General features: G+C 61.9%; 11 protein-coding genes. 3 read left to right on the top strand and 8 right to left on the bottom strand.

Annotated features, from left to right (window positions below):
* The first annotated feature begins 21 nt into the window (after positions 1 to 21).
* Positions 22 to 522: a M48 metallopeptidase family protein gene (locus tag AC19YS_RS23165; RefSeq protein ID WP_094949103.1), complete on the top strand. Its 501-nt coding sequence runs from the start codon at positions 22 to 24 to the stop codon at positions 520 to 522.
* Positions 523 to 541: 19 nt separating this feature from the next.
* Positions 542 to 838 (top strand): winged helix-turn-helix domain-containing protein, encoded by a 297-nt coding sequence (locus AC19YS_RS23160; protein ID WP_500602731.1) that lies wholly within the window; start codon positions 542 to 544, stop codon positions 836 to 838.
* A gap of 113 nt (positions 839 to 951) precedes the next feature.
* Here AC19YS_RS23160 and AC19YS_RS23155 read toward each other — a convergent pair whose 3' ends face one another.
* Positions 952 to 1,404 (bottom strand): GNAT family N-acetyltransferase, encoded by a 453-nt coding sequence (locus AC19YS_RS23155; protein ID WP_106575619.1) that lies wholly within the window; start codon positions 1,402 to 1,404, stop codon positions 952 to 954.
* A 198-nt stretch (positions 1,405 to 1,602) separates the two neighbouring features.
* Here AC19YS_RS23155 and AC19YS_RS23150 point away from each other — a divergent pair, with 198 nt between their 5' ends.
* Complete coding sequence (locus tag AC19YS_RS23150; RefSeq protein ID WP_179609937.1) at positions 1,603 to 2,340, top strand: substrate-binding periplasmic protein; 738 nt, start codon at positions 1,603 to 1,605, stop codon at positions 2,338 to 2,340.
* Between the two features lie 111 nt (positions 2,341 to 2,451).
* Here AC19YS_RS23150 and yccS read toward each other — a convergent pair whose 3' ends face one another.
* From yccS to AC19YS_RS23115, 7 genes are all read right to left on the bottom strand, one after another.
* A complete protein-coding gene (gene yccS / locus AC19YS_RS23145; RefSeq protein ID WP_106575617.1) occupies positions 2,452 to 4,635 on the bottom strand; it encodes a YccS family putative transporter in 2,184 nt (727 codons plus the stop codon).
* Positions 4,636 to 4,850: 215 nt separating this feature from the next.
* Positions 4,851 to 6,029: a BaiN/RdsA family NAD(P)/FAD-dependent oxidoreductase gene (locus AC19YS_RS23140; protein WP_500602730.1), complete on the bottom strand. Its 1,179-nt coding sequence runs from the start codon at positions 6,027 to 6,029 to the stop codon at positions 4,851 to 4,853.
* A gap of 163 nt (positions 6,030 to 6,192) precedes the next feature.
* Positions 6,193 to 7,530 carry an ATP-dependent RNA helicase DbpA gene (gene dbpA, locus AC19YS_RS23135; RefSeq protein ID WP_234452441.1) on the bottom strand — a complete coding sequence of 446 codons (1,338 nt, stop codon included), beginning with the start codon at positions 7,528 to 7,530 and terminating at the stop codon, positions 6,193 to 6,195.
* A gap of 198 nt (positions 7,531 to 7,728) precedes the next feature.
* Positions 7,729 to 9,156 (bottom strand): multidrug transporter subunit MdtD, encoded by a 1,428-nt coding sequence (gene mdtD / locus AC19YS_RS23130; protein WP_119737527.1) that lies wholly within the window; start codon positions 9,154 to 9,156, stop codon positions 7,729 to 7,731.
* Positions 9,157 to 9,192: 36 nt separating this feature from the next.
* The gene (locus AC19YS_RS23125) at positions 9,193 to 10,083 is read right to left on the bottom strand and encodes an alpha/beta fold hydrolase (RefSeq protein WP_500602729.1); all 891 of its coding nucleotides are present in this window, start codon (positions 10,081 to 10,083) and stop codon (positions 9,193 to 9,195) included.
* A gap of 296 nt (positions 10,084 to 10,379) precedes the next feature.
* Positions 10,380 to 11,696, bottom strand: coding sequence for a TldD/PmbA family protein (locus AC19YS_RS23120; protein WP_119737530.1), 1,317 nt, complete (start codon positions 11,694 to 11,696; stop codon positions 10,380 to 10,382).
* On the bottom strand, positions 11,696 to 13,138 hold the full coding sequence (locus AC19YS_RS23115; protein WP_500602728.1) for a TldD/PmbA family protein: 1,443 nt from the start codon (positions 13,136 to 13,138) through the stop codon (positions 11,696 to 11,698). Before AC19YS_RS23115 ends, AC19YS_RS23120 begins: the two co-directional genes overlap by 1 nt.
* Positions 13,139 to 13,289: the final 151 nt, after the last annotated feature.

Raw genomic sequence — 13,289 nt, 5'->3', positions numbered from 1 at the left:
TCGAACCCTGTTGCAGACCCCATGACCGCGCTGAAATACCTCCAGGCTTACCCCGCAGCGCTCCAGGAGCAAGTGCGCCAGATGATCGCCAAGGATCAATTGGGCGCCTACCTGGAGCAACGCTACCCCGAGCGCCATGCGGTGCAAAGTGACAAGGCGTTGTACAGCTATGCCCTGGCCTTGAAGCAGGAACACCTGCGTAACGCGCCGGCCATCGACAAAGTGCTGTTCGACAACCGCCTGGACCTGACCCACCGCGCCCTGGGCCTGCACACCACGATTTCGCGGGTGCAGGGCGGCAATCTCAAATCCAAGAAAGAGATTCGCATCGCGGCGTTGTTCAAAGAGGCGGCGCCGGAATTTCTGCGCATGATCGTTGTGCACGAACTGGCGCACTTCAAGGAATCGGACCACAACAAGGCGTTCTACAAACTCTGCGAATACATGATGCCCGGCTACCATCAGGTGGAATTCGACCTGCGGGTGTACCTCACGTATCGCGACTTGCAGGGCAAGCCCTAACCTCACCAGGCGACCAAGCATGGACGTGAGCAAGACCAAAAGCAGTTTCTATCGCCGCCTGTACGTGGCGTACCTGATCGACAGCGGGCTGGCCAGCAGCGTCCCGGCGTTGACCGACGCCACCGGGATGCCGCGGCGCACGGCGCAGGACACGATTGCGGCATTGGCCGACCTGGACATCCTGTGTGAGTTCGAGCAGGAAGACGGCGCGCGCAATCATGCCGGGCGCTACCGGATTCGTAGCTGGGGGGCGATTGACCGCGAGTGGATCGAGGCGAATCTGGGGGCGATCAAGCAGGTGTTGGGTTATCCCTGAATGTAGCGATTATTGCGCTGACGCCTTCGCGAGCAGCTCGCTCCCACATTCGACCGCGTTTCAAAGGGTGAACACGGTTCAATGTGGGCGCTGGCTTGCCTGCGATGGCGCGCTCACTGACGCCGCATGCCAATGTGCGGAATATCGTCCTCCAGGTATTCCTCACCCTCCGCCACAAACCCGTACCGCCCGTAATACCCCTGCAAATGCGCCTGGGCTGACAGAAAAATCGGCGTTTCAGGCCAGATGTCGTCAATCCGCTTGAGAGCTTCTTCCATCATTTGATGGCCCAGCCCGGTGCCGCGTGCCACTGGCGCGACGATCACTCGGCCGATCACCACATCACCGCCCTGGGATTCCGGGTCCAGCAGGCGCAGGTAGGCCACCAGCTCGTCGTCTTTCCAGGCCATCAGGTGGTGGGTATCACCCGAAAGGTCCTGCCCGTCGAGGTCCGGATACACGCACTGCTGTTCAACAACAAAGACCTCGCTGCGCAAGCGCAGAAGGGCGTACAGCTGGTCCTTGCCCAAGTCTTCCTGGTGTTTGCAGACCCAATTAACCGTCATGGTGTGTTCTCTTGTTAATGGCTGTTGCCGATAGTAAGCGTGACGGTCACGACTGTCTAAATTCAGCATTTTTGTGAATGGCGTCAATTTGCCATCATTCAGTGCGAGCGCGGCCCGGTTCTTTGTGTAATCTGCAATGCAGGTTCATTGATGAGCTACTGTTATCAGGCCACTGCCTGCCCGCCAAGGACTTTAAGCATGCCGCGATTTTCTCGTGCCGTTGCTTTGATAGGAGTGTTGTTGCTGGCCACGCCAGCGGTCGCACAACGTCTGCGTTTGGTAGCGGATGCCTGGCCACCGTTTACCGATTCGACATTGATCAACGGTGGGCTGGCCACCGACATTGTCAGCACGGCCCTGGCGCGCGCCGGCTACGCCAGTGATTTTGAGCAGGTACCTTGGGCGCGGGCGTTGATGGGCGTGGGTGATGGCCGCTATGACGTGTTGGTCAATGCCTGGTACGACGAGGCGCGCACGCAACTGGGGCAGTTTTCCGCTGAATACCTGCTCAACCGCGTGCGGTTTATCAAGCGCCGGGATGACCCCATCGACTATCAGAACCTGGAACAGCTGCACGGTGAGCCCATCGCCGTGGTGCGCGGGTATGCCTATTCGGCGGCGTTCGACCAGGATGCGCAGTTGCAGAAAGTGCCGGTGCATAATTTCGCCATGGCCGTGCGCATGCTCGCGGCGCAACGCGTGAGGCTGACGCTGGAAGACGAGTATGTCGCCCGCTATTACCTGGCACGCGAGTCGCCGCGTGTGCGCAATGCGGTGGAGTTTTTACCCCAGCCGTTGAGTGAAAACAGCCTGCATATTCTGGTCAGCCTGAAGAACCCCGAGCATGCGCAGATCATTGCCGGTTTCGACCGCGAGATTGCCAAGATGAAGGTCGATGGCAGTTATGCGCGGTTGATGAAGGCGCATGGGATGTAGTTTGTCGTGTTCTTGCGGGCCTCTTCGCGAGCAAGCCCGCTCCCACATTTAACCGCGTACATCCTTTTTAATGCGGTCGAGTGTGGCAGCGGGCTTGCTCGCTAAGGCGGCCTAAGCCGCGCGGGTGTCCTTGATCAGGTGCGCCGCCAGCGTGCGCAACGGCCCCAGCTGCCGGCAGATCAACGCCAGTTGCGTCTGCACCAACCGCTGCCCCTCATCGATCTCATCCGGCATCTGCTCCAGGTCCGCCGCCAGGGCTTCTTCGGCGTCGCTTTGAATCGCGATCGGCTGCTTGTTGGCCAGCCCCGTGGCGATCTCGTCGATACTCGCTGCCAGGCTGTTGCCGGCGCCGTCGATCAAGTGCTCACGCACTTCAGCCGGCAGCTGGGTTTCCCGGTGTGCGCCCAGCCCCGACAGGTAGCTGAGCAAGGTGTGCGACAGCACCAAAAAGCGGAAGCCTACGTCAGCCTCTTTGCGAAAGTGCCCAGGCTCCATCAGCATGTTTGCCAGCGTGGTGGACAACGCCGCATCCGCGTTGTGCGCGTTGCGCCGGGCCAGGCGGTAGGCCAGGTCGTCGCTCTTGCCGGCGGCGTATTGCTGCATGATCTGGCGCAGGTAGATGCTGTTGCAGGTCAGGGTGTTGGCCAGCACCTTGTTCAGGCGCCGGCCTTGCCAGTCCGGCAGGAACAGGAACACCGCCAGGCCCGCGATCAGGCTGCCAATCAGCGTATCGAACAGCCGTGGCAGGAACAGCCCGTAGCCATCACCCACCTGGTTGAAGCAGAACAACACCATCAAGGTGATCGCCGCCGTGGCCAGGGTGTAGCGGGTGGTGCGGTTGATAAAGAACACCAGGCCGGCGGCGATGGCGAACAGCGATTGCACCAGCGGGCTTGGGAACAGGTCGAACAGGGCCCAGGCCACGGTCAGGCCGATGGCCGTGCCGATGATCCGTTGGCCGAGTTTGCGCCGGGTGGCGCCATAGTTGGGCTGACACACGAACAGGGTGGTGAGGATGATCCAATAACCCTGAGAGGCGTGAATCGCATGCAGGGTGCCGTAGCCAATGGTCAGCGCCAGGGCCAGGCGCAAGGCATGGCGGAACAGCAGCGAGGTCGGCGTCAGTTGCGTGCGCAGGCGCGTCCACATTTCCTTGAGGTTGCGTGGCGCACGGTCCAGCAGGTTGCTGTCGGTGGCGTCCGCGAGGGCGTCGGGGTTGCTGGCGTCGCCGAGCAGGCGGTCAAGCGTCGACAGGTTGGCTGCCAGGGCGCGCAACGAGCGCAGCAGGCCGCGCCAGGCAGGGTTGCTCTGAATGCGCAGGTGTTCCAGCGAGGCATTCAGGTCGCCCAGCGCTTCGGCAAAGCTGTCGTCATAAATGAATGGCTGGCGCAGCTGGATCGACTCGCCCAGGGTTTCGCAGGCTTTGCCCTGCTGGCGCAACAGGCGCTGACAGCGGAACAGCACGTCGCTGTGGAAAAAGGCGTCGGCCAGTGCGTTGTACGGGTAGTGCGAGGAGCTGGCGCGTTCGTGGATGTCCTGGGCAAGGAAGTACAGCTTCAAGTAGCGGCTGACCTTCGAGCCGGGCCGACCATTGCCCACGCGGTGCAGGATGATTTCCTTCGCCGCATTCAGCGCTGCTACAACGCGCCCGTTTTGCTGGGCGAGTTCCAGGCGGCGCGCTTCCACGTCCAACTGGCGGATCGGTTCGAACAGCGACGATTTGAGCTTGAGATAACGCCCCAATTCGCGAAACAACCGCGCCAGGCTTTGCTGCACCGGCTGGTTGGAAAACAGTGCCTGCCACAGCACCGAGAGCACACCATACCAGGCGGCGCCGGCCACCAGCAGCAGCGGTTCGTGCCAGAAATCAGAGACGGCGCCCCCGCGCTGGTCCACACCAATCATGGTGTACACCGACAGAATCAGCGTCGCCGAAGCAATCGCGCCATAGCGTTCGCCCAGCGCACCCAGCATGGTCAGGCAGAAACTGGCCAGGGCCAGGGCGATCGCGAAAATCCACGGGTAAGGGAACAGCAGCTCCACCGACAGCGCGGCGATGCTGAAACACACCAGCGTCACCGCCAGAGCGTTGAGGCGGCCTTGCCAACTGTCATCGGTCTCGGCCAGGGCGCTGGCGATAATCCCCAGGAACAGCGGGATCAGCAGCGTCATTTCGTCCTGATACCAGCACAGCGCCATGCTGCCGGTGAGGGCGATGAACACCCGTACGCTGTAACTGAATTTATCCAGCGCCCACAGGCGCCGCATGGACTGCTTGAACGAGGTCGATGACATGAAGGCTGGAGTCTTCCGGGACGATGCCGCTAAATTGAGCTATCAAGGACGTCACGGCAAGCGTGGCGATCACATCAATTGCGCAAAATAACTTCCAGGCGCCCCCAAATCTAATGTGGGAGCTGGCTTGCCTGCGATAGCGATGGTAAATCCAACGCCGCTAGCGCAGGCAAGCCAGCTCCCACAGGGTTTTGCATTTCAAGGTTTAAGCGGCGTCAGGCGTATTGCGCGGCGGCGTAGCCCGACGCCCAGGCCCACTGGAAGTTGAACCCGCCCAGGTGACCGGTCACATCCAGCACTTCGCCGATGAAGTAGAGCCCAGGGCTTTTCAGCGATTCCATGGTCTTGGACGACACTTCCCGCGTGTCAACTCCACCCAGCGTTACTTCGGCCGTGCGATAGCCTTCAGTGCCCGCCGGCACCAGTTGCCAGCTCGACAGCTTTTGCGCGATGTCAGCGATTTCGGCGTGGGTGTACTGCTTCATCGGTTTGGACGCAAACCAGGTGTCGGCCAGCAGGTTGGCCATCTTCTTGGTAAAGATCTCACCCAGCAGGGTTTTCAACTCGCTGTTGGGGCGCTCGACCTGTTGCTGTTGCAGCCAGGCGTGGGCGTCGTGGTCGGGCAGCAGGTTGATTTCGACCGTGTCGCCGGTTTCCCAGTACGAGGAAATCTGCAAGATCGCCGGTCCGCTCAGGCCGCGGTGCGTAAACAGGATGTTCTCGCGAAAGCTCTGGTCGTTGCAGCTGACCAGGCAGTCCACCGAGGTGCCGGACAGCTCGCCGCACAAGTCCTTGAGCTGGTCGGTGATGGTAAACGGCACCAACCCTGCGCGGGTCGGCAGCAGTTCATGGCCGAACTGCTTGGCTACCTGATAACCGAACCCGGTCGCGCCCAGGGTCGGAATCGACAGGCCGCCCGTGGCGATTACCAGGGATTCGCAGCGCAACTCACCCAGGGTGGTTTGCAACTGATAACCGGCCTCCAGCTTGGCAATTTCGTGAACCGACGTGTCCAGGTGCATGCTCACGCCGGCTTGTATGCATTCATCGAGCAGCATGCCGAGGATGTCGCTGGACTTGTTATCGCAGAACAACTGGCCGAGCTTCTTCTCGTGGTACGGCACGCCATGCTTGGCCACCAGCCCGATAAAGTCCCACTGGGTGTAGCGGGCCAGCGCAGACTTGCAGAAGTGCGCGTTGTGCGAGAGGAAGTTGGCCGGCTCGGTGTACATGTTGGTGAAATTGCAGCGGCCACCGCCGGACATCAGGATCTTTTTGCCGGCCTTGTTCGCGTGGTCGATCAACATCACCTTGCGCCCACGCCCGGCGGCGGTCAGCGCGCACATCAAGCCTGCGGCGCCGGCGCCAATGATCACAACTTCGGTCGAGCGCACAGCAATGTCCTCACAAAAAATTGATCTGAAATGCAATCAAATGGGGGAGCTGGCTTGCTTGCGATGCACCCACTCGGTCGATCTGTCAGACCGAGTCGCCTGCATCGCGGGCAAGCCCGGCTCCCACATTGATTTGGTTCCTTCGATGGGAACGCGGTGTTTTTTACAGGATGCGCACGCGCAGCGAACGGCCTTTGATTTTGCCGTCATTCAAACGCTGCAGCGCCTGCTTGGCGATCCCGCGTTCCACGGCCACAAAGGCCTGGAAGTCAAAGATCGCGATTTTCCCGACCTGGGCACCCGGAATCCCGGCTTCACCGGTCAATGCGCCGAGAATGTCACCTGGGCGAACCTTGTCTTTACGGCCAGCGGCGATGCACAGGGTGCTCATCTGCGGCAGCAACGGGCCGCCGCTTTGTGGCTTGAGGTTGTCCAGCTGGTCCCAGTTCAGCGGCGACTTCTGCAGTTGCTCGATGGCCTGGGCGCGGTGCGCTTCGGACGGCGCCACCAGGCTGATGGCGATGCCGGTTTCGCCGGCGCGGCCGGTACGGCCTACGCGGTGAATGTGGATTTCCGAGTCGCGGGCCAGTTCGACGTTGATCACCATGTCCAGCGAGTCAATGTCCAGGCCCCGCGCGGCCACGTCGGTGGCGACCAGCACCGAGGTGCTGCGGTTGGCGAACATCGCCAGTACCTGGTCACGGTCGCGCTGTTCCAGGTCGCCATGCAGGCCGACGGCGGAAATGCCTTTGGACGTCAGGTGATCCACGGTTTCCTGCACTTGCTGCTTGGTGAAGCAGAACGCCACGCACGAGGCCGGGCGGAAATGCGCCAGCACCTTGGTCACGGCGTCCATGCGCTCTTCTGGCGAGATCTCGTAGAAGCGCTGTTCGATCTGGTCGTCGGAGTGGAACGCTTCGGCCTTCACTTGCTGCGGCGCGCGCATGAACTTGGACGCCAGCTGCTTGATGCTCACCGGGTAGGTGGCCGAGAACAGCAGGGTCTGGCGGCGCGCCGGGGTCTTGCTGATGATGTCTTCGATGGCGTCGTAGAAGCCCATGTCGAGCATGCGGTCAGCTTCGTCGAGAATCAGTGTGTTCAAACCGTCCAGCACCAGCGAACCCTTGCGCAGGTGCTGCTGGATGCGGCCCGGTGTGCCGACGATGACGTGGGCGCCGTGTTCCAGCGAGGCAATCTGCGGGCCGAGGGACACGCCGCCGCACAGGGTCAGCACCTTGATGTTGTCTTCGGCGCGCGCCAGGCGACGGATTTCCTTGGCGACCTGGTCGGCCAGCTCACGCGTCGGGCACATCACCAGCGCCTGGCAGCCGAAGTAGCGCGGGTTGATCGGGTTCAACAGGCCGATGCCGAAGGCGGCGGTTTTACCGCTGCCGGTCTTGGCCTGGGCAATCAGGTCCAGCCCCTTGAGGATCACCGGCAAGCTTTGCGCCTGGATCTGCGTCATCTCGACATAACCCAGCGAGTCGAGGTTAGCCAGCATGGCGGCGGAGAGAGGCAAAGTATTAAAAGCGGTGGCGATGGTAGTCACGGGACTGGCTCTGCAAAACAAAATGTCGCGCAGTGTAGCAGCCCGCCGGGGTTTTTCTCGCAAGTTCTAGACGAGGGGAGGCGGGCAGCGGCATGTTACGCGCTGCAAGCCGCCGGCTTGAGGCTTACAGCTTGACGCTTGCGGCTGCTGCTAATGCTCAATGTCGTGCTCACGGCTGACCACGCGCTTGCCGTCTTTTGGCGACAATTGCAGGAAGATCGCCGCCGCCAGCATCGCCATGATGCCCACGGTGACGAAGGTCAATTGGAACGCGCCGAGCACGGTGTCGACCCCATCGTTGCCCACTTCAGCGGTGAAACCACCCAGCAGCGCACCGGCGCACGCCACCCCAAGGCTCAGGGACAACTGCGCCACCACCGAGAGCAAACTGTTGCCGCTGCTGGCCTGGGCGTCGTCGAGGTCGATCAGGGTGACGGTGTTCATTGCGGTGAACTGCAAGGAGTTGATCGCACCCAGCACCGCCAGCATTACCAGTAGAAGCGGATAGGGCGTCTGCTCGCTGACCAGGCCCATGCTCGCCAGCATGATGCCCAGCGCCAGGGTGTTGCCGGTCAGCACCACGCGGTAGCCCAGGCGCTCGATCAGCGGCCGGGCGATGGACTTGGCAAACATCGCCGCCGCCGCCAGGGGCAGCATGCTCATCCCGGCTTCGGACGGCGAGTAACCGAGCGCCACCTGCAACAGCAGCGGCACCAGGAACGGCAATGCGCCGCTGCCCAGGCGGGCGAACAGGTTGCCGAGAATGCCCACAGCAAAGGTGCGCGTCTTGAACAGCACCGGCGAGAACAGCGGGTTGTCGATATGCCCGGCGCGCAGCCAATACGCCGCCAGGCACGCCAGCCCGCCGAACAGCAGCAACATCACGCGCAAATGCGGCAAGTGCAATTCGCCCAGGCCCTCCATGGCGATGGTGATCAGCACCATCGCCGCGCCAAACAGCACGAACCCCACGCTGTCGAAACGCGTGCGCTCGCTGCCGCGCAAGTCGGGGATCAATTTCCACACGGCGTAGCATCCGATCATGCCCACCGGCAGGTTGATCAGGAAGATCCAGTGCCAGGTCAGGTATTGCACCATCCAGCCGCCCATGGTCGGGCCGAGCAATGGGCCGAGCAGGCCGGGAATGGTAATGAAGCCCATGATCCGCACCAGTTCGGAGCGCGGATAAGCGCGTAAGACGACCAGTCGCCCCACCGGCAGCATCAGCGCGCCGCCCAAGCCCTGGATGACCCGCGCGCCCACCAGCATGGTCAAGCTGCTGGACAGGGCACACAGCAGCGAGCCAATGCTGAACAGCATGATCGCGCCAAAGAAGATTTTTTTGGTGCCGAAGCGGTCGGCGACCCAACCCGAGGCCGGGATCAGCAAGGCGACGGTGAGCATGTAAGCAATCACCACGCCTTGCATGCGCAGCGGGTTTTCCGCGAGGTCCCGGGCCATGGCCGGAAGTGCGGTGTTGAGAATCGTCCCATCCAGCGACTGCATGAAGAAGGCAATCGCCACCACCCAGGGGAGCCAGCGGGCGGTCTTGGCGTCGAGAGGGGCGCGATTGGGCATGAGCTACCTTTTTGTTAGCAGGCTATGTGTCGGCGATTATGCGCCATCCGTCGCTCCTTTTCCCACTGGCGGTTCGTCTAAATCTGACAATGTCGCGTGCTCTCTGACGAGGTAATCCAGCAGCGCACGGTGCACCGCCAGCGCAGCCTCGCGGGATTCAAGGTCGAGCAAGTGGCCGGTGTGTTCGGCGACGGCGAACGTGCTGCGGCCCACATGTTGTTTGAACAGCCGGGCCTCCGCTGCCGGGGTGTACTCATCCAGCGCGCCGTTGATGAAATGCACCGGTGTTTCGATCTGCGTGAGCGCCGGCAAGTAGTTGCCATCGCCCAGCCCCAGCACCTGGTGGATATGAAAGCGCGCCTGGCGGTACTCGGTGGTGGCCATGTTCGACAGGTGCCGGTGGTTATTGCGCTTGAGCCTGGGTGACAGGTATTTGCCGACCGTCTCGTTGAGCAGGTGACCGACGGCGGACTTGTCATCCGCTTCGATCAACACGCGCACGCGCTCCACATAGTCGAGCATGGCCTGGTTGAGGTTGGGCGCCAGGGCCATCACCACCGAGCTTTCGATAGAGGGCGGGTTGTGCGCCAGGGTCAGCAGCGTGGAGATGCCGCCCCAGGAGGCCGACACCAGGTGGCTGACCTGGAAACGTTCCACCAGAGCACGCAGGATTTGGACTTCGTCGTCCTTGGTGACCAGGTCAAGGTTGCTGTTGTGCTCGCGCGAAAGGCCGGAGAACGGCAGATCGAACAGCAGCACATTGAAGTGTTCCGCCAGGCATTTGCTGGTGCGGGCGAAGGAGCGGGTGGTGGACAGTGCCCCATTGACCATCAGGACGGTTTTCTTTTCCGAATCGTTACCGAGCTGCTCAACGTGAACGTTGTAGTGTTTGAACAGCCCTTCTATGACAAAACTTCCATGGTCCATGTCAACGCTCCAGCTTGCCCAATCCAGGCAAGGTCATGCATCACGTGCGCACACGTGGGGTTAGTGGCGGGGTGCCACTAACCGTTATAACGAGGTTTTTTACGGGCGACAACCGGCCGTGTTCGAGGGCGGCGAAGAAGGGAAATGACAGTAGGAGGGGGTGGAGCAGTGATGTATGAAATCGGCGAGACCCCCTGTGGGAGCGGGCTTGCTCGCGAATACGGTGGGTCAGTTAACGGTATGTTTACTGATACGACGCTTTCGCGAGCAAGCCCGCTCCCACAGGGGGGTGATGTTTACAGGGTGAGAGTCAGGCGTTTGACCAACGCGCCTGGCAACAAGTTGGACGCGGTATTGCGCTGGCTATACGTGCTGGCCGACAACAGCAACTCCCGCTCAGCCGTCAGCGCTTCCAGCTGTGAACCGAGCAACTGATAGACGCTGTCATCAAAACGCATGGTGCTGACCGGCGCCTTGATCTCGCCGTCTTCCACCCAGAAGGTGGCAAAGCGCGTCATGCCGGTCAGGCGGGCGGCCGGCAGGTCGGAGTAGTTCAAGTACCACAGGTTGCTGATGTACAGCCCGGTGCCCAATTGCTTGAGGATATCGGCCTGGGCGAGGCTGCCCGCGGCCATCTGCAAGGCGCTGGGCGACTCGTCGCTGCTGGCGCCGTTGGTGCTCAGGCCGTATTCGGCAGCGCTGCGCGAGTTGATCAACTGGCCCTCGGCTTTGCCCGCGTTGATCAGCGTGACGTCCCCGCGCGGGTAGCCTTCGGTGGAGAACGCCTGGCTCAGCGAGCCGCTGATCTGCTCATCGACTTTTACCAATGGGCTCAACGACTGCTCACCGGCATACAGCTTTTGCAACGAGCTGGCTTTGCTGGCGATGGCCTGCGCGGAAAACCCGCCCCAGGTGATGATGCTGATGATTTCTTCCAGCGCTGCCGGCGCCAAGTAGGCGCGGTACTGCCCAGGGGCGAGCTGGTGCAGCGGGCGCCCAAGAAACGCCAGTTGCTCGCGCGCCTGCTGGAAGCGTGCGGCGAATTCGGCGCTGTTCCAGGTGTGCCCGGCGTAGCTGGCTTTGACCGCTTCGCCATTGGCGTGGAACAGGCTGAAATCGAAGTTGAAACTGTTGGCCTGGTGCCAACCGAACGCGCCGTCGGAACTGGCGAACCCACGGCTGATCGGGCCAGCAGCGTAAAAGCCGACCAGGTCCACACCTTCTGCGGCCTGGCTGATGTCTTCCAGCACCTGGGCCAGTTCCGGCAGCGGCCGTAGCTGCTCGTTATGGCTTTGCCAGGCGTTGTGGTTCAGCAGCAGGTACGGGTCCTGTGGCAGCAAAGGCAAGGTTTCGCGCAACTGTTGCAGGCCATCGGCGAGGCGCTGGCGGTCCAGTTCCGGCTCACCCGCCAGGGTAATGCCGAGGTCGGCGTGGCGGCCGTCGTTGATCAGCTTGAGGTTGAGGCTGGCCTGTTGCACCTGGCCGGCCTGGCGCACCTGGGCGTGGTTGAAGCGTACGAACTCGGATGATTCGTCTGCGTAGCCGAGGTGAAATTGTTCCTTGTCGGTGATGGCCTGCTTGAGCCAGTTCACCAGTGCCTTGAAGTTGTTCATCAGGCATCTCCCCCAAATACGTCGACATCACTGAACACACACGCCGGTGACGCGTGACCCACGCGAATCACTTGGTTGGGCTCGCCTTTGCCGCAATTCGGCGTGCCCAACACCTTGAAGGTGCTGGCGTCGCCGACGGCGCTGAGCTTGCGCCAGAACTGCGCGGAAATCGCACGGTAGTTGGGGTTCTTCACCACGCCCTTGAGCTCGCCGTTTTCGATCAGTTGGCCCCACTCGCAGCCGAACTGGAATTTATTGCGCGCATCATCAATGGACCATGAGCGGTTGGTGCTCATCAGAATGCCGTGCTCGATACCGCTGATCAGCTCGGCCTGGGTTTTGTCGCCGGCCTCGATGTTCAAGTTGGCCATGCGGTCGATCGGCGCGCGGTTCCAGCTGCACGCGCGGCTGTTAGCGACCCCGCCGAGCCCCGAGCGAAATTGCGACAGCGCGCCGCCCAATGGTTTGAGCAGCAGACCGTCGCGGATCAGGAACTGCTTGGTGGCGCGGGTGCCGTCGTCGTCATGGCTGTAGCTGGCGAGCTGCTCGGGGATGTCCGGGTCGAACGTGACGTTGAGCAAGGGCGAGCCGTATTGCAGGTGGCCGAAGTCACTGACCTTCACGAAACTGGTGCCGGCGTAGTTACGCTCGTCGCCGAGGATGCGGTCCAGTTCCAGCGGGTGACCGATGGACTCGTGGATCTGCAGGATCATCTGGTCGGGCATCAGCAGCAGATCACGCGGGCCGTTTGGTGTATTGGGCGCGAGCAGCAGTTGCAGGGCTTCGTCGGCCACTTGGCGGGCGGCGCCGGCCAGGCCGAAGCGGCGAATCACGTTCGCACTGCCTTGTTGGCCGAAGTTGGTGCCGCCCAGGGTGCGGGTCTGGCTGTCGTTGCCGTCAAACGCGGTGACGCTCAGGCCCGGGTAGACGAAACGCTGAGCCTGGCGCAGTTCGGCACCGGCGCTGTTGAGGTAGATCTGCTCCACGCGGGTGGTGCCCAGGCTGACTTCCCAACTGACCAGACGCTCGTCCTTGGGCACGCTGGCAGACTCATCGCCCAGCAATTGGTAGCAGTCGCTCAAGGATGGGAAGGGCTGGTCGAGGTCCGGTGACAGGTAGTCGGCGACGTCACTGGAGACCGGCTGCGTGTGCAGGTCGAGCAGGGCGTGGGGCAAGATCCGCCGGGCTTGCTGTTCAGCGCGCTCAAGGGCGGCTTGCAGGCCGGCAAGGGAGATATCGTTGGTGGCGGCGTAGGCTTCCACGCCGTTCAGACGCACGGTGAGCATGGCGCCCTCGTCGTGGTTCAGGTGGGGCGGCTCGGCGATGTTTTTGCGGACCGACAGGTATTGGCCGGATTCGCGGACGTAACGCAGCGAGAAAAATTCGGCGCGGGTGCGCAGGGCACTGAAGTGTTTTTTGAGGGTGGTGTGGTGGTCGAACATGGGGCCTTCCTTGTGGGCGGCTCGGCGCGGGCAGGCAAATAGAGTAGGCCTGGGCTGGGAGCTGATCAAGGAAAGAGGTTTTGCAGCGTCTGGTCGGGCCCTATCGGGGACAAGCCCCCTCCCACATTTTGACCCTGTGCACCCGATCAAG

Source organism: Pseudomonas sp. MF08831 (assembly GCF_059862645.1).
The sequence above is the reverse complement of the archived record's forward strand: the minus strand, read 5'-3'. Positions and strand labels throughout refer to the sequence as shown.